The organism is Enterobacter sp. V87_3, assembly GCF_029967835.1.
GTDB lineage: Bacteria > Pseudomonadota > Gammaproteobacteria > Enterobacterales > Enterobacteriaceae > Enterobacter > Enterobacter cancerogenus.
The window spans coordinates 279,625-297,433 of the sequence record NZ_JASCAM010000022.1; the positions used below are offsets into that span (position 1 = coordinate 279,625).

General features: G+C 49.5%; 13 protein-coding genes. 8 read left to right on the top strand and 5 right to left on the bottom strand.

Annotation, left to right across the window (positions count from 1 at the left end):
* Entirely contained in the window at positions 1 to 615 is a 615-nt protein-coding gene (gene evgA, locus QLG21_RS10645) for an acid-sensing system DNA-binding response regulator EvgA (RefSeq protein WP_058608847.1), read from the bottom strand.
* Between the two features lie 409 nt (positions 616 to 1,024).
* Between evgA and QLG21_RS10650 the strand changes: the two genes are divergently transcribed.
* From QLG21_RS10650 to QLG21_RS10675, 6 genes are all read left to right on the top strand, one after another.
* Complete coding sequence (locus QLG21_RS10650) at positions 1,025 to 2,188, top strand: EmrA/EmrK family multidrug efflux transporter periplasmic adaptor subunit (protein WP_282484348.1); 1,164 nt, start codon at positions 1,025 to 1,027, stop codon at positions 2,186 to 2,188.
* Positions 2,188 to 3,741 carry a DHA2 family efflux MFS transporter permease subunit gene (locus tag QLG21_RS10655; RefSeq protein WP_282484349.1) on the top strand — a complete coding sequence of 518 codons (1,554 nt, stop codon included), beginning with the start codon at positions 2,188 to 2,190 and terminating at the stop codon, positions 3,739 to 3,741. The genes QLG21_RS10650 and QLG21_RS10655 overlap by 1 nt, the downstream gene beginning before the upstream one ends.
* A 243-nt stretch (positions 3,742 to 3,984) precedes the next feature.
* A complete protein-coding gene (locus tag QLG21_RS10660) occupies positions 3,985 to 4,566 on the top strand; it encodes a Slp family lipoprotein (RefSeq protein WP_158300375.1) in 582 nt (193 codons plus the stop codon).
* Between the two features lie 689 nt (positions 4,567 to 5,255).
* Positions 5,256 to 6,365 (top strand): SDR family oxidoreductase, encoded by a 1,110-nt coding sequence (locus QLG21_RS10665; RefSeq protein WP_282484350.1) that lies wholly within the window; start codon positions 5,256 to 5,258, stop codon positions 6,363 to 6,365.
* Between the two features lie 261 nt (positions 6,366 to 6,626).
* A complete protein-coding gene (locus tag QLG21_RS10670; protein ID WP_282484351.1) occupies positions 6,627 to 8,114 on the top strand; it encodes a basic amino acid/polyamine antiporter in 1,488 nt (495 codons plus the stop codon).
* A gap of 28 nt (positions 8,115 to 8,142) precedes the next feature.
* On the top strand, positions 8,143 to 9,417 hold the full coding sequence (locus QLG21_RS10675; RefSeq protein WP_282484352.1) for a phosphatidylserine decarboxylase family protein: 1,275 nt from the start codon (positions 8,143 to 8,145) through the stop codon (positions 9,415 to 9,417).
* Positions 9,418 to 9,467: 50 nt separating this feature from the next.
* Here the strand turns inward: QLG21_RS10675 and QLG21_RS10680 are convergent, their stop codons facing one another.
* On the bottom strand, positions 9,468 to 10,499 hold the full coding sequence (locus tag QLG21_RS10680; RefSeq protein WP_058608840.1) for a methionine synthase: 1,032 nt from the start codon (positions 10,497 to 10,499) through the stop codon (positions 9,468 to 9,470).
* A gap of 26 nt (positions 10,500 to 10,525) precedes the next feature.
* Positions 10,526 to 11,509 carry a DUF1852 domain-containing protein gene (locus QLG21_RS10685; RefSeq protein WP_006175108.1) on the bottom strand — a complete coding sequence of 328 codons (984 nt, stop codon included), beginning with the start codon at positions 11,507 to 11,509 and terminating at the stop codon, positions 10,526 to 10,528.
* Between the two features lie 197 nt (positions 11,510 to 11,706).
* On the opposite strand from QLG21_RS10685, the gene QLG21_RS10690 reads away from it, so the two are divergent.
* The gene (locus QLG21_RS10690; RefSeq protein WP_137848563.1) at positions 11,707 to 12,246 is read left to right on the top strand and encodes a DUF2058 domain-containing protein; all 540 of its coding nucleotides are present in this window, start codon (positions 11,707 to 11,709) and stop codon (positions 12,244 to 12,246) included.
* Positions 12,247 to 12,253: 7 nt separating this feature from the next.
* Here QLG21_RS10690 and QLG21_RS10695 read toward each other — a convergent pair whose 3' ends face one another.
* Together QLG21_RS10695 and azoR are read right to left on the bottom strand one after the other, a co-directional pair.
* Complete coding sequence (locus tag QLG21_RS10695) at positions 12,254 to 12,940, bottom strand: RluA family pseudouridine synthase (protein ID WP_137272135.1); 687 nt, start codon at positions 12,938 to 12,940, stop codon at positions 12,254 to 12,256.
* Positions 12,941 to 13,030: 90 nt separating this feature from the next.
* A complete protein-coding gene (azoR, locus tag QLG21_RS10700; RefSeq protein ID WP_006175119.1) occupies positions 13,031 to 13,636 on the bottom strand; it encodes an FMN-dependent NADH-azoreductase in 606 nt (201 codons plus the stop codon).
* Positions 13,637 to 13,840: 204 nt separating this feature from the next.
* On the opposite strand from azoR, the gene hrpA reads away from it, so the two are divergent.
* Positions 13,841 to 17,743, top strand: a complete 3,903-nt coding sequence (hrpA, locus tag QLG21_RS10705) for an ATP-dependent RNA helicase HrpA (RefSeq protein WP_282484353.1) — start codon at positions 13,841 to 13,843, stop codon at positions 17,741 to 17,743.
* Positions 17,744 to 17,809: the final 66 nt, after the last annotated feature.

Genomic DNA, 17,809 nt, shown 5'->3' on the forward strand with positions numbered 1-17,809 from the left:
TTACCAGATCTTAGTGTTCTGCGCAAACGTGAAAAGGTTCATAAGTGATTTGCACTCAAGTTTTTCCATCAGTCGACTTTTATAGGTACTAACGGTTTTATTGCTGATAAACATTTTCTCGGCGATGGTATTGTTATCACACCCATCGAGTATGTAGCGCAGTACGGCGATCTCCTGCCGGGACAGCGAATCTAATTTCTGCTGGTCAGAAGTAAGACGTCCGGTAAAACGTTCGAGGGCGAAGGGAAAGTAACAATAACCATTTTTCGCCGCTTCAATGGCCGCAATGATATTATTGACACCCTCCTTTTTACTAACAAATCCGTTTGCTCCTGCTTCCGCACTATAGCGACCATAAAAATAATCATTTTTGGCCGAAACGATAATGACTATGCCGGTGTAATGGCGTTTTCTCAGCTTCTCTAAAACTTGAATGCCATTGTAACCTGGAATATCTACGTCAATGATCATGATGTCAGGTTTAAGCGTTTCCATGTAATGAACTGCCTTACTGCCATCGCCGAGTTCGGCCAAAATTTCCATGGCGTGCTTACGCAGTAAATTACGTATAGCCGTAATAGCAAGAGGGTGATCGTCAATGATAATCGCTTTCATTTAAATATCTTATCCAATTAAAATTGTTTTCGCTGCGAACTCAACGTGTCACAGAGATTGAAGATTCAAACGATAATAGTTCCATGTCAAAACTGACCTGGAGGAAAGAGAGGTATAAAACAAGAGTCATGGTAAAGCCAACAAAGTAAACGAAACATGAATGAATGCAATTGGAGTTATTAGTTGTTGAAAATCATGTTCTTACGTTTATATTTTTGATTGTGGGATGACAGTTGTAGGAATTTTGAGGCAAATATATCAGGGAAATCTGCTTTTATATTTATGAAGTCTTTCTATCCTGTTCTCATTCGCAATGGACATATTGTGCATTTCTCACAAACAGAGGTGTTTACTGTTTGTTAAATCTTATGTGAGTTATCAATACATGATCTTAACAAGAGACTGAAAAGTGGAACAGGACAAAACATTAGAAAAAAAGAAGACCAGGAAAATATATTTTGCTGTATTTTTAGTCGTGTTACTGTTGGCAGCGATTAGCCTATTTTCTTACTGGGATATTATTCTCAGGCATCATGTTAGTACGGATGATGCTTATGTGACGGGTAACATGAATTCCATCTCATCACAAATAAGCGGCAGCGTGACGAGCGTAAATTATACCAATACGGAATATGTGCATCAGGGGGATATCCTTGTCAGTTTGGATAAAACGGATACGCTGATTGCCTTCAATCAGGCAAAAAACAATCTTGCTAATACGGTACGCGAAATGCGTAAACTTTATCTACTCGCATCTCAATATCAGGCCAATGTTGCCGCTGCGCAAATTCAATCAAAACAGGCTTCAGAGGATTATCTCAGGAGGCAACGTCTTGCGGGAAGTGGACTTATCGCCCGTGAAGATTTGGAACATTCAAAAGATAATGCGATTAGCAGCAAAGCGGCACTGGAAGCGGCTATTCAGGCCTATAACGCTAACAGGGCTTTAATTATGGATACCACCCTGGAGAAACAGCCTCAGGTGCTCCAGGCCGCGGAACAGATGAAACAGGCCTGGCTTGCGCTGCAGCGAACGGATATACGCAGCCCTGTTACGGGCTATGTGGCGCAGCGTAATGTCCAGGTTGGCGAGACGATCGCTTCTGCCCAGCCGCTGCTGGCCGTGGTGCCAGCCCAGCAAATGTGGGTAAATGCCAATTTCAAAGAGACACAATTAACGAACGTCAAAATCGGCCAAAGGGTTACGCTTACCAGCGATCTCTATGGAGATAAGGTCATCTTTCACGGTCATGTTAAGGGCATCAATATGGGAACGGGCAATGCGTTTTCGCTGCTTCCATCGCAAAATGCATCCGGTAATTGGATCAAAGTTGTTCAGCGCGTGCCTGTTGAAATAGAACTGGATAAAGGCGAAATAGGACGATACCCCCTGCGAATTGGCTTGTCGATGAATGCAACAATCGATACTGACGGAACCACCAGCGCCCCGATGCCGGTGAATTCATACGTTACTTCAGTTGTTCCTGCGTACGCCAGCGATGCCCTCGTAATTGATACCGGGCCAGTAGACGATGAAATTCACAAAATCATTAAAATCAATGGTCAACGCTAATGAATATCCTCAAATCTTTGCCGGAGCCATTGCGCGGTGCGACGCTGATCTGCATGACGTTCGCGCTTTCGCTGGCGACCTTTATGCAGATGCTGGACTCCACGATTTCCAATGTCGCAATCCCGACCATTTCAGGCTTTCTGGGCGCCTCCACGGATGAAGGGACGTGGGTAATCACCTCCTTTGGGGTCGCAAATGCGATCGCGATTCCATTAACGGGTCGCCTCGCCCAGCGCTTCGGTGAATTACGCCTTTTTTTATCTTCAGTAACCTGTTTTTCACTCGCGTCGCTGGCATGCGGCTGCTCGACGAGCCTTGATATGCTGATTTTCTTTCGCGTAGTGCAGGGGGCGATGGCGGGTCCGCTTGTCCCGCTGTCACAGAGCCTGCTGCTGCGAAATTATCCGCCAGAAAAAAGGACCTTTGCACTGGCCATGTGGTCAATGACGGTGATTATTGCGCCTATTTGCGGCCCCATTTTGGGGGGATATATTTGCGATAATTACAGCTGGGGCTGGATATTTTTAATTAATGTGCCCATGGGCGTCATCGCTGTTTCACTCACCGCCACACTGTTAAAAGGACGTGAAACTGAAACGCAATCAGTGAAAATGAATTACTTTGGGTTAACCCTGCTGGTTCTGGGGGTGGGGGCCTTACAAATCATGCTTGATAAAGGCAAAGATTTGGACTGGTTTAATTCTACCACGATTATAGCACTCGCAATAATATCGGTTATCTCACTTATATCATTGATTATCTGGGAATCAACGGACGATAACCCCATTCTTGACCTGAGTTTATTTAAATCGAGGAATTTTAGCATTGGAATCGTCTGCACTTCCTGTGCTTTTCTATTTTATTCAGGTGCGATTGTACTAATGCCGCAGCTATTGCAGGAAACAATGGGGTATAATGCAATCTGGGCGGGGCTGGCCTATGCTCCAATCGGACTCATGCCTTTAATTCTATCACCTGTCATCGGCTTTTATGGCAACAAGATTGATATGCGCATTCTTGTGACCTTCAGTTTCATAATTTATGCTATCTGCTATTACTGGCGGTCAGTGACGTTTACGGCTGAGATAAATTTTCTCAATATCATTAGCCCTCAGATTCTGCAAGGCTGCGCGGTGGCGTGCTTTTTCCTTCCACTGACCACGATAACCCTTTCAGGCCTGTCGGATAATAAATTTGCTAATGCCTCAAGTATGAGTAACTTTTTCCGCACGTTGTCGGGGTCAATTGGCACCTCACTGACCATGACCCTCTGGAGTCGCTGGGAATCCGACCAGCATACGTTACTGACCGGTCCAATTAATTTTTTTAACCCCGTTTTACATGCCTTCCTTGAACAAACAGGACATATTGGGTTGTCATTTTCTCAGTCGCTAGGTGAAATTAATCAATTGATAACACAGCAAGGAATGGTGATTTCTGCAAATGAAATATTTCGCCTTTCTGCTGTTGCATTTCTCCTGCTCACTGTACTGGTTTGGTTCGCCCGTCCTCCTTTTAGCGAGGGAAGAAAGGGGAGCGTTACAGATCGCTAAAGGAATCCATAAAGTAATCCGCCTGGGTTGTGGATGTTAATTTCTCCCGTAATTTCCCTCAGGATGACAACGGTAAGACGGAGATGACAAAGCGTGATCTGTAATCTCATTCTTTGCTGATGTGTTAGTCATTAAAATCGTTCAAGTGTTGCATTGATTCCATCCGGGGCGTAATTCGAATCGAATCAAGACGCGTTACGTTGAACGTAATCTATTTCGCTGTATTTCACAAAGGATATTCGAGTGACGACGAAAAGTGTTAAGAAAACAATCATTAGCTTTACCCTTTTTTCAACCCTGTTGCTCTCAGGGTGTTCCATGATACCTGATAGTTTGAAGGGCGGGGAGGTTGCAGTGAGTCCCGCAACCTATGAACAACTTTCATTGATGCCTGATATGTATAAGGGGCAGGAGGTTCGACTGGGCGGGAAGGTTCTGAATGTCATTAACCTTCCAAACCGTACAATTATTGAATTAGCGGTGCTGCCTCTCAATAGCTATGCGCAACCTAAAATCCAACAATCTTTCCAGGGCCGTGTGTTGATCTATTCAGATAAATTCCTTGATCCTGATAATTTCCGCAATCGATATATTACCGTTCTTGGAAAAATGGACGGAACCGAGAATCGACTTATTGGCAAGCGACCTTACCGTTTCCTGAATGTTGGCCTGATCAGTTATCAGACGTGGCAGCTCGAAAATACTTTCATGCCAAATGATGGTTGGGTTTATGCATGGTCCCCTGAATGGGGTATTGCCCCTCCGCCAGGGTACTTCTATAGTGCGCCAGAAACGGTAAATGAAAACTCGTATCTGGAACCTTGATCCAGGAGGCATTATCTTATCACGTTGAAAGCGTCAGGATTTACATCGTGACGCTTTTTAACATTGAAATACTTGCTCTAAGGCTTGGGTTTAGCGACGGTGTTGCGACGAATTAAACGTAGGCAATCCACATATGCAGAAGATACTGGTGGAGCTGGTTAGACAACCCCGATTCTTGCCAGTTATGCAGCAAAAACCGTAGTGTCTGCGAATACTTTTCAGCAAATGTTCTGTTTTTCATTGCTCGTGCATACCATCGTAAAAGGTGAAAATTTTCACTATTCGAGGTCATTTCACCTCTATGCTGTTTATGCAAATAGAGTGATATTAGTGCACACCAGATTAAATGGGAGACGCTTTCCTTTGAAACCCCTGTTTCAAACTCAGCGTATTCTTTACTATTTGTTAAATTGTTTGTCATTTCTTCATCACTTTTGGAGGCTTATCATCCCGTTAGTCTGACATGAACACTATCATTCATAAATCAGAAAGAATGTATGGGCCAGAAAGCGAATTCTTTCGCATGTCATCCTGATGATGATTTCGAGGAAGAGCGGTGGACACATTTCATATTTGATTATCACAATTTATAACAAAAGAGATGTTACATGTGTTCTTTATCCATTTAATCGGCGTTTATGAAGACTGCCTTACACTTCCGGAAATAATAAATGGTGAGGTTTAAGTAAATGGATAAGTTAATGATTACCGGCGTAACCGGGTTCATTGGTGGTGCGGTTCTGGAAAAGATTATCAATCAAAGTGAAGAGTTGAATTTATTATTACTTGTCAGGGCGGTCGATCATGATGCTGCACTTGAACGGGTCAAAAATAACATGCGCAAGTTCAATGTCGATGAAGGATGTCTGCAGCGTTTGAATAAATCCCACATTTTACTGGGAGATTTAGCGGCTCCCGCAACGTTTCTTAACGCTACTGAACTTCAGGATGTCACTCATGTTATTAACTGCGCAGCAGTGGCCTCTTTTGGCAATAATCCGCTGATCGAAAAGGTGAATATAACGGGGACTTTTGAATTCGCTAAACGGATGAATGAAAACAAAAATCTGAAACGTTTTCTACATGTGGGCACGGCCATGTCATGCACCCCAGAACCCGATTCATTGGTCTCAGAAAATGCGAGTTTCCCACAGGATGCAGAACACCTGGTTGAATACACGCGTTCAAAATCTACCATTGAGCGCTTAATACGCGAAAATTTTCCAGAATTGCCACTGGTTATCGCCAGACCTTCTATTGTTGTCGGTCATACGCTGTATGGGTGTCAGCCTTCAAGCAGTATTTTTTGGGTCTTTCGGATGGGGTTGATGCTACAGAAATTTATGTGTTCGCTGGACGACAAAATTGATGTTATACCCGTAGACTATTGTGCTAATGCGTTACTGATGCTTCTTGAAAGCGAGCTGGAAAACGGCGAAATTGTCCACATTTCTGCCGGGGAAGAGAATAGCGTAAAGTTTTCTGATATCGACTGGGCAATGGCACAGGCTCTTAAAGCGCAGCCTGTCGGCGATCGCTACAGGCAGGTGGATTATGAAGCGCTTGTGAAAATGCGTCATCAACTTAAAAAAATCTTTGGTCCTTGTAACGAACGGCTGATGTTGAAAGCGATGCGCTTGTATGGCGCATTTGCGATGATGAATGTGCGTTTTAACAATGAAAAATTGCTAAGACTGGGCATGGTAAAACCACCCAAATTTACCGATTACCTCTCTCGCTGTGTTCAGACAACCCGAGAGTTGCCCATTCCTCAACAAATGATTGTCGATTTTAAATAACCTTTACAGCCAATACCTCCCTCACAGGTTGTAGGGGAGGTATGACTCAGGCAGAGATGCTCCATCCCCACATAACTTTCTACGCAATAGATATAAGTGCTAGAGATATCCTTTTCCGACTTAAGTAGGAATAATAATACAAACAGAGTGTTCGTGTCCTATGTTTTATTTAATAGAGCCTGTTACGATCATTAATAACTGTATTATTTAAGAAGTGAAAGGTACAGGACAAATTCTCTTTCCTATTGAAGTGGAACAGTTATGGACAATAATAAACCTAAAGCCTCATCGGCAGGTCATCAGTTGGGTGTTCTGGCGATGACGCTGTTGGTCGTCAGCGCCATGTTTGGCGGCGGTATATTCAATATCCCTCAAAATATGTCCCAGTCTGCCGCGCTTGGTGCGATTATTATCGCCTGGATAGTGACAGCTCTGGGTATTTTCTTTCTGGCGAAAACGTTTCAAATACTCTCCAATGTAAAACCTGAGATGAAATCAGGAATTTATATGTACTCCAGAGCGGGCTTTGGAAAACTTGTTGGTTTTCTCATAGCCTGGGGATATTGGATGTCTACCGCATTTGGTAATGTAGGCTATGCGGTTCTCTTAATGGATGCACTTAACTATTTCTTCCCGCCCTGGTTTAAAGGCGGAAACACATGGCAGGCTGTTGCATTGGCCTCGATCTGTATTTGGGGGATGAGTTTCCTGGTGATTCGTGGCGTAAAGGCCGCTACGCTATTGAATAATATCGGCACAATCGCAAAATTTGTTCCTGTCATCATTTTTATTGCTATCGCGCTGTTTTACGCCGTTCAATATCATCGTTTTTCTGTAGATTTCTGGGGGAACATGAAGTCGAATATGCTCAGCGATAAGCCACTGGGAAGTATTTTCGACCAAATAAAGAGCACGATGCTGGTTACGCTGTGGATGTATATCGGTATCGAAGGTGCTGTGGTGCTCTCTGATAAGGCTGATAGTAAGACCGTCGGTAAAGCAACGATATTAGGTTTTATCATTACAACGGTACTCTACGTTGCCGTTTCGGTACTGCCCTATGGCTATTTCTCCCAGGGGGAACTGGCCGCTATGGCTCCGCCTTCAACCGCCGCAATATTGTCTAAAATGGTCGGGCATTGGGGGGCAGTTATGATTAATTTCGGTGTGATCGTTGCTTTACTTTCATCCTGGCTGGTGTGGACAATGCTTGTCGCGGAACTTCCCTGGGCGTGCGCTAAAGACGGGGCTTTTCCGAAGGTTTTTGCCAGAACCAATGATGCTGGCGTAGCGAATGTATCATTGTGGACGTCCACTGTGGTTATGCAGTTAGCAATGCTGCTAGTTTATTTCTCAAATAATGCATGGAACGTCATGCTGTCAATCACCGGCGTGATTTTACTTCCCGCTTATATTTGTTCTTCGGCATATTTATGGCGTTTGATCTACACAAAGAAATATCCTGCAGAAGCAGCGTACGGGGCGACGACGGCACTTCTGACGAGTATTTTCGCAACTGTCTATGGTTTTTGGCTTATTTATGCTGCGGGGCTATCGTACATCCTGGTGGGTTGCGTTATTTACACCATCGGTTTGCTGGTTTTCTATAAAGCCAGGAAAGAAGAGTCACCCGATGAACCCGCATTTACACGTCATGAACTTTATATCAGCCTGATCATGGTCGCTATCGCCATTATCTCTCTGGTTATGCTATTCGATGGCATGCTTCCGGAAATTTATTCGTTTTAATTTATCTATATATCAAGTTGAGGATCGTATGAAAGCACATATTTTACCAGCGAAGAACACATATATTACGGGCAAATGGATGCCGTCTGATGAAAATACATTGGCATTCTGGCTCAATAAAATCATGAAAGAAGAAGCGGTGACTGAACGACCTTTACTGCCGGTTATTCAGGAGTTTAAAGATTTTATCGAAAGCGATCCCGTTATTTTCATGCATTTCAATGAAATGTTCGAAGAGGTTCCTCATCGTCTGACCCATTCACCGATGAACGTACCGCAGGTTAGGGATTATGAACATATGCTTCTATTAATGAACATTATCATGACACACGCTCCGGAATTCGATGAGAGCGGATTAGTTGGATTCCCTTTTAACGCCATTTTTAACTGGTCTATGGCTACTGAAAATGGCTGGAGCGCATTCCTGAATGATAAAATTAACGCGCACCTGAAAAAAATCCTCAATGAATGGGCCGTGTTCCTGCAGTCAGCTGAAAGTGTGCGGGTCCTGAATGATGATCCTGAAACTGGCTGGTTTGGCGAGCGTGCCCGCAAAGCCATGCCCACTTTCATTGATGATTTTCAATGCGACCCAACCAGACCACACTATGGTTTTACATCCTGGGATGACTTTTTCACGCGTCGTTTCAGGGAAGGGGTTCGTCCCGTAGCTTCCCCAGAAGATGACAACGTCATCATCAATGCCTGTGAATCCGCGCCTTACCGTCTGGCCACAGATGTCCAACCGGTGGACAAATTCTGGCTTAAAGCACAACCCTATGCGTTGAATTACATGCTTGATCATGACGAACTGGCCGAGCATTTTGTCGGTGGAACAATCTATCAGGCGTTCCTGAGTGCCCTTAGCTATCACCGCTGGCATGCGCCAGTATCCGGACGCATCGTCAAAACGAAAATTATAGATGGCACGTATTATTCCGAAGCGTTATCTCAGGGACGGGACGATGCGGGTCCGAATGCGTCACAGGGTTATATTACCGAGGTGGCTACCCGTGGATTAATTTTTATCGAGGCAGATAACAAAGATATCGGTCTACTCTGTTTTATGGCTGTTGGCATGGCGGAAGTGTCCACCTGTGATATCCGGGTTTACGAAGGGCAGTACGTGCATAAAGGCGATGAGCTGGGTATGTTCCATTTCGGTGGCTCGACGCATTGTCTCTTCTTTGCCAAAGATGTCGTGCTCGATTTTGATCTCCAGGGACAAGTGCCTGGCCTGGAAAGTCATAACATTCCGGTTAATGCCAAAATAGCGACGGTGAAACCTAAAGATTGTTGTTGAGGATCAGAAGGCCAGACGTGATCTGGCCTATCGCTATTAAGTCGTTTAGGCTATTTTTTCAGAATTTCCTGGCGGATGATTTCCGCCCCAGCGCTCAATGCCTGCAATTTACCTTGTGCGACCTTGTGGGGCAACGGAGCCATGCCGCAGTTGGTCGACGGGTAGAGCTTATCGGCATCGACAAACTGCAGCGCTTTGCGCAGCGTATCGGCTACTTCCTCCGGCGTTTCGACGTGATTTGTCGCCACGTCAATTGCCCCGACCATCACCTTTTTACCGCGGATCAGCTCCAGCAGATCCATCGGCACGCGCGAGTTATGGCACTCGAGGGAGATGATGTCGATGTTAGACGTTTGCAGCTTCGGAAAGGCTTCTTCATATTGCCGCCACTCTGAACCCAGCGTTTTCTTCCAGTCGGTGTTGGCCTTGATGCCATAACCGTAGCAAATGTGTACCGCGGTTTCGCACTTAAGCCCTTCAATGGCGCGTTCCAGCGCGGCGATACCCCAGTCGTTGACCTCATCAAAGAAGACGTTAAAGGCTGGCTCGTCAAACTGGATGATATCGACGCCCGCAGCCTCCAGCTCCCTCGCTTCCTGATTGAGGATTTTGGCGAATTCCCACGCCAGCTTTTCACGGCTTTTGTAATGTGCGTCATAGAGCGTGTCGATCATCGTCATTGGGCCTGGCAGCGCCCATTTAATCGGTTTGTCCGTCAGCTGGCGCAGGTACTTCGCGTCGTCTACGAACACCGGTTTCTGACGCGCGACGGCATCAACCACGGTGGGTACGCTGGCGTCGTAACGGTTACGAATGCGTACCGTCTGACGGTTTTCAAAATCAACGCCGCTGAGATGCTCAATAAACGTGGTGACAAAGTGCTGACGGGTCTGTTCGCCGTCGCTGACAATATCAATGCCCGCGCGGATCTGATCGTCGAGGGATAAACGCAGCGCATCGCGTTTACCGGCAATTAATTCTTCATCCTGCAATTTCCAGGGGGACCACAGCGTCTCGGGTTGGGCAAGCCATGACGGTTTAGGTAAGCTGCCTGCCGTGGACGTCGGGAGCAATGTTTTCATAATAAAAGACCTTTGGTGACGATGTATTAAAGCGCGTAGCAATCAGACCACTGCTCGAGTATGTGTTTGTAGGGCTTAATAAAGTGCTCTTGCGTGAACTTACCCTGTTCAACCGCTAAATGACTGCGTTCTTCCCGGTCGTAAACAATTTTGGTCAAGGAGTGATCCTGCTGGTTCAGATCGGGCTGATAGCATTGCCCCGCCGCCGAGTTGGCGTTGTATATCTCCGGGCGATAAATTTTCTGGAAGGTTTCCATCGTGCTGATGGTGCCGATCAGTTCCAGGTCGGTGTAATCACGGAGCAAATCGCCGGAGAAATAGAAGGCAAACGGCGCGACGCTGTTTTCAGGCATGAAATAACGCACCTGTAATCCCATTTTCCCGAAGTATTGCTCGGTCAGCGAGGTGCCGTTCGGGCGATACTCTATCCCCAGTACCGGATGCTGATTTCCGGTGCGTTGATAGGTGTCTTTGCTGGAAACGCTTAAGCAAATCACTGGCGCTTTTTTGAAATTCTGTTTATAGACGCCTGAATTGACAAAGCTTTTAAACAGATTCCCATGCAGCACGCCAAAGTCCTCGGGAAGGCTGAACGCCGCCCGGTTTGCATTGTGCTCGGGCAGTACGACGCTGAAATCATAGTCCCGCACGTAGGAAGAGAAGTTGTTTCCAACGATCCCGTCGAGGCGTTCGTTGGTTTTTTTATCAACGATATAGGTTTTCAGGATTTCAATGGCCGGGAAGGTGGCATGGCTACCTTCTTCAGCAATGTTCAGGTCGGCTGAAATGATCTCAAGTTCCACGGCGTAGCGATCCGCGTTGGGGTTATCCCAGTGGGCTAACGCATTGAAACGGTTGTTAATCATCACGAGAGTATTACGCAAATTTTCCTGACGTTTCTCCCCGCGTGCCAGATTGGCAAAGTTGGTCGTCGTGCGCGTGTTTTCTGAAGGGTTATAATTTTCATCAAAGCAACTGCGCTTAAGCGTAAAGGTAAAAGCCTGGCTCATCGTGGTTTGTATCCTGAGTGTTCATGTTGCTGATTCGTTAACAATGCATAATTTATGCCTGAGCGACGAGACGAGGGGAAGTGACTTAATTTCACTGCAACATGAGGGTTCTTCATTCACGCCAAACCGTGTCGCTGGCACAGCCCGGCGGATTCCAGATATAATCACCAAAATTTACAACCGGTTTAGAAACGAAAATGACAAAACTCACCCTACAAGAGCAGATGCTGAAAGCGGGTCTGGTATCAAGCAAGAAGATGGCTAAGGTTCAGCGTACGGCGAAGAAGTCACGCGTACAGGCTCGTGAGGCCAGAGAAGCAGTGGAAGAGAACAAAAAGGCGCAGCTTGAGCGTGACAAGCAGCTTAGCGAACAGCAGAAACAGGCTGTGCTGGCAAAAGAGTTTAAGGCGCAGGTGAAGCAGCTGATCGAGATGAACCGCATCACCGTGTCAAAGGGCAACATCACCTTTAACTTCACCGACGGCAATCTGATTAAAAAGATTGAGGTGGATAAGCAAACCCAGGCCCAGCTTATTAACGGTCGACTGGCGATTGCGCGTCTGGTCATCAATGCCAACGGTGACTGCGAATATGCAATTATCCCGGCGGTGGTGGCGGACAAAATCGCCCAGCGCGATGCCGAGAGCATTGTGTTAAACAGCGCGCTGAGTCAGGAAGAGCAGGATGAAAACGATCCGTATGCTGACTTTAAAATTCCTGATGATTTGATGTGGTAAATACCTGTCAAAACGGTGCAGCGTGACGGGCGTTGATCGCCTCTCCGCTCACCGGATGCACGAAATCCAGCCCGCTGGCGTGCAACATCAAACGCGGCGTCCCTTCAGCCCCCGGCATTTCAAGCCCACCGTATAAATCGCAGCCCAGAATAGGGTGCCCCAGCTGCTGGCAGTGAATGCGTAGCTGGTGGGTTCGCCCGGTTTCCGGAATCAGTTCGACGCGCGTTAACGGCAGTTCCTTACCCTTATCAATACGCTCCACTACCCGAAAGCGGGAGCGGGCCGGTTTGCCGCTGATGGCGCAAATAGACATTAACGGGAACAGGGCCGGGTCTTTGGCAATTGGGGCATCGATTATCCCTTCGTCGTCCTTAACGTGTCCGCAGAGCAGGGCGGTGTACGCTTTGCTTACGGCGCGCTGGCTGAACTGATGGCACAGCGCCGCGTTGATCGCTTTGTTTCGCGCAATCACCATAATGCCGGATGTGCCGAAATCCAGGCGATGCACCAGCGTGCAGCCGGGGAACGTCTGGACCAGACGGTAATGCACCGAGTCGAGATTCTGCGGGTTCTTCCCCGACAGGCTCAGCAGCCCGCTGGGCTTGTTGATCACAATAAGATCGTCGTCCTGCCAGAGGATCTCAATGTCTTGCGTACACGGTGGGGCAATAAAGGTATCGATAATTACAGACATCAGGCTGCCCGGCTTAAGAGTGGGAGCGGATGATAACGAAATGCGGGGAAAAAGAAAAACCCTCCCACCGGGCGGTGAGAGGGGGAATACTTAGGCTGTTACCAGGCTGTCGATAGCGGCTTTCGCATCCGACTGCGCTTTGGTCGCCACTTCCGGACCGTACGCGATACCTTCAGCGAACACGAAGTTCACGTCGGTGATGCCGATGAAGCCGAGGAACAGGGTCAGATACGGTGCAACCAGGTCAGTTGGGGTATCTTTGTGGATGCCGCCACGGCTGGAGAGCACGATGGCACGCTTGCCTTTCACCAGGCCTTCTGGACCATTTTCGGTGTAACGGAAGGTTACGCCCGCACGCGCCACCAGGTCGAAGTAGTTCTTCAGCTGGGTTGGAATGTTGAAGTTGTACATTGGGGCGTTGATGACGATAACGTCGTGCGCCTGCAGTTCAGCAATCAGTTCATCGGACAGCGCCAGGGCTTCCTGCTGACGTGGCGTCAGCGGGGCATCGCTTGGGCGCAGTGCGCCAACCAGCTCACCGTCGAGGACAGGAACAGGGTTAGCGGCCAGGTCGCGAACGGTGATTTCGTCGGCGGAGTGCTGCTCACGCCATTGTTCAACGAAGTAGTCGGAAAGCTGACCAGACTGTGAGTACCCTGCCAGAATACTGGATTTCAACACTAATACTTTGCTCATGGGTGATTCCTGTTTTGTATTTGATTGAAGGGGGTTGCCCCGTTGCTTGTTGACACTTTATTCACAATCCTGCCACAGGGATAGCGCAATATATCGAAGTCTATGTTCGAAATTTTTGAATAAGGCGCGAAAAGCGCTGATGTGGTACTCTATATCAATCATTAAAAAGAGATTTTATCCGGCAGTGCACTGCCCGTTAACGCTATGACAGAACAACAAAAATTAACCTTCCCGATGCTCCTGCAACAGCTTGATTCACTCATGCTGCGCGATAAGCAGCGTTTTGCCCGCCGTCTGCACGGGGTCAAGAAGGTTAAAAATCCTGATGCACAACAGGCCATTTACCAGGAGATGGCTAAAGAGATTGACCAGGCGGCAGGGAAAGTTGTGCTGCGCGAAGCCGCACGCCCGGCAATCACCTACCCGGAAAACCTGCCCGTCAGCCAGAAAAAACAGGACATCCTTGAGGCCGTGCGCGATCACCAGGTGGTGATTGTGGCGGGCGAAACCGGCTCCGGTAAAACCACCCAGTTGCCGAAAATTTGTATGGAGCTGGGTCGCGGGGTTAAAGGGCTGATCGGCCACACCCAGCCGCGCCGTCTGGCGGCACGGACCGTAGCGAACCGTATTGCCGAGGAGTTACAGACCGAGCCGGGTGGCTGCATCGGCTACAAGGTGCGATTCAGCGATCACGTCAGCGACAACACCATGGTGAAGCTGATGACCGACGGTATCCTGCTGGCCGAGATCCAGCAGGACCGGCTGCTGATGCAGTACGACACCATCATCATTGACGAAGCGCACGAGCGTAGCCTTAACATCGACTTCCTGCTCGGCTACCTGAAAGAGCTGCTGCCGCGTCGCCCGGACCTGAAAATTATCATCACCTCCGCGACCATCGATCCGGAGCGCTTCTCGAAGCACTTCAGCAATGCGCCAATTATTGAAGTGTCGGGTCGGACGTACCCGGTTGAAGTGCGTTATCGCCCGATTGTAGAAGAGGCAGACGATACCGAACGCGACCAGCTGCAGGCGATTTTCGACGCCGTTGACGAGCTGGGTAATGAAAGCGCGGGCGATATCCTGATCTTTATGAGCGGCGAGCGCGAAATCCGCGATACCGCCGATGCGCTGAGCAAGCGCGATCTGCGCCATACCGAGATCCTGCCGCTGTATGCCCGTCTGTCGAACAGCGAGCAAAACCGTGTGTTCCAGGCGCATAGCGGGCGTCGCATCGTGCTGGCAACCAACGTGGCGGAAACCTCGCTCACCGTACCGGGCATCAAGTACGTTATCGATCCGGGCACGGCGCGTATCAGCCGCTACAGCTATCGCACCAAGGTCCAGCGTCTGCCGATTGAGCCAATTTCACAGGCCTCCGCCAACCAGCGTAAAGGGCGCTGCGGCCGCGTCTCCGAGGGGATCTGTATTCGTCTCTACTCCGAAGACGATTTCCTGTCGCGTCCGGAATTTACCGATCCGGAAATTCTGCGTACCAACCTGGCCTCCGTTATCCTCCAGATGACGGCACTGGGGCTGGGCGATATCGCTGCGTTTCCGTTTGTTGAGGCGCCGGATAAACGCAACATTCAGGACGGTGTGCGCCTGCTTGAAGAGCTAGGGGCAATCACCACCGATGAACAGGCCACCGCATACAAACTGACCCCGCTGGGGCGTCAGCTGAGCCAGCTGCCGGTCGACCCGCGTCTGGCGCGTATGGTGCTGGAGGCGCAGAAGCACGGCTGCGTGCGCGAGGCGATGATCATTACGTCGGCGCTCTCTATTCAGGATCCGCGCGAGCGTCCGATGGACAAACAGCAGGCGTCTGACGAAAAACATCGCCGCTTCCACGATAAAGAGTCCGATTTCCTCGCCTTCGTGAACCTGTGGAACTACCTGGGTGAGCAGCAAAAAGCGCTCTCATCGAACCAGTTCCGCCGCCAGTGCCGCGTGGATTTCCTGAACTATCTGCGGGTACGCGAGTGGCAGGATATCTACACCCAACTGCGTCAGGTGGTGAAAGAGTTAGGCATCCCGGTTAACAGTGAACCGGCGGAGTACCGCGAGATTCATATCGCGCTGCTGACCGGCCTGTTGTCTCACATCGGGATGAAGGATGCGGATAAACAGGAATTTACCGGCGCACGCAATGCGCGCTTCTCCATCTTCCCGGGTTCCGGTTTATTCAAGAAACCGCCGAAATGGACCATGGTGGCGGAACTGGTTGAAACCAGCCGTCTGTGGGGACGTATTGCCGCGCGCATCGATCCGGAATGGGTTGAACCTCTGGCTCAGCACCTGCTGAAACGCTCATACAGTGAACCCCACTGGGAGCGGGCGCAGGGCGCGGTAATGGCAACGGAAAAAGTGACGGTTTACGGGCTGCCGATTGTGGCGGCGCGTAAGGTGAACTACAGTCAAATCGACCCGGCCCTGAGCCGTGAGCTGTTTATCCGTCATGCGCTGGTGGAAGGCGACTGGCAGACGCGCCATGCGTTCTTCCGCGAAAACCTGAAACTGCGCGCCGAAGTGGAAGAACTGGAGCATAAATCGCGTCGCCGCGACATTCTGGTGGACGACGAGGCGCTGTTTGAGTTTTACGATCAGCGTATCAGCCACGACGTGATTTCTGCCCGCCACTTCGACAGCTGGTGGAAAAAGGCGAGTAAAGAGACGCCGGACCTGCTCAACTTTGAAAAGAGCATGCTCATCAAAGAGGGGGCGGAATCGGTCAGCAAGCTCGATTACCCGAACTTCTGGCATCAGGGTAACCTGAAGCTGCGCTTAACTTACCAGTTTGAGCCGGGCACGGATGCGGATGGCGTCACCGTTCACATCCCGCTGCCGCTGCTAAACCAGGTAGAAGAGAGCGGTTTTGAGTGGCAAATCCCCGGGCTGCGCCGCGAGCTGGTGATTGCGCTGATCAAATCGCTGCCGAAACCGGTGCGACGCAATTTTGTGCCTGCGCCAAACTACGCCGAGGCATTTTTAGGCCGCGTCACGCCGCTGGAACTGCCGCTGCTGGATTCGCTGGAGCGCGAATTCCGGCGCATGACCGGCACCACCATCGACCGGGAAGACTGGAACTGGGATCAGGTGCCCGAGCACCTGAAAGTCAGCTTCCGTGTCGTGGATGAGAAAAACCGAAAACTGCAGGAAGGTCGCTCTCTGACGGCGCTGAAAGAGGCGCTAAAAGGCAAAGTTCAGGAGACGCTCTCGGCGGTTGCCGACGACGGTATCGAGCAGAGCGGGCTGCATATCTGGAGCTTTGGTCAGCTTCCGGAAAGCTATGAGCAGAAGCGCGGCAACTACAAGGTGAAGGCCTGGCCGGCGCTGGTGGATGAACGTGACAGCGTTGCCATCAAGCTGTTTGATAATCCGCAGGAACAGCAGCAGATGATGTGGCGCGGTCTGCGCCGCCTGCTGCTGCTGAACATCCCGTCGCCTATCAAGTACCTGCACGAGAAGTTGCCGAACAAGGCCAAGCTGGGGCTGTACTTTAACCCGTACGGCAAGGTGCTGGATTTGATTGACGACTGCATCTCCTGCGGTGTGGACAAGCTGATCAACGAGGCGGGCGGCCCGGTCTGGACGGAAGAGGCGTTTGCCCGGCTGCACGAAAAAGTGCGCGCCGAGCTGAACGATACCGTGGTAGAGATTGCTAAACAGGTCGAGCAGATCCTGACGGCGGTGTTTAACATCAACAAGCGTCTGAAGGGCCGGGTGGACATGACCATGGCGCTGGGGCTGTCAGACGTGAAGGCACAGATGGCGGGGCTGGTGTACCGTGGTTTTGTGACCGGCAACGGCTTCAGGCGCCTTGGCGACACGCTGCGTTATCTCAATGCGATTGAAAAGCGCCTGGAGAAAATGGCCGTCGACCCGCACCGCGATCGTGCCCAGATGCTGAAAGTGGAAAGCGTCCAGCAGGCGTGGCAGCAGTGGCTGAATAAACTGCCCCCGGCACGCCGGAATAATGAGGACGTGCAGGAGATCCGCTGGATGATCGAGGAGCTGCGCGTCAGCTTCTTCGCGCAACAGCTGGGGACACCGTATCCGATCTCGGACAAGCGTATTTTGCAGGCCATGGAGCAGATTTCGGCGTAAACATTAGCGGTTTGGGGGCGTCGGGCTCCGGAGCCGTATGTTTCCCCTCACCCCAACCCTCTCCCA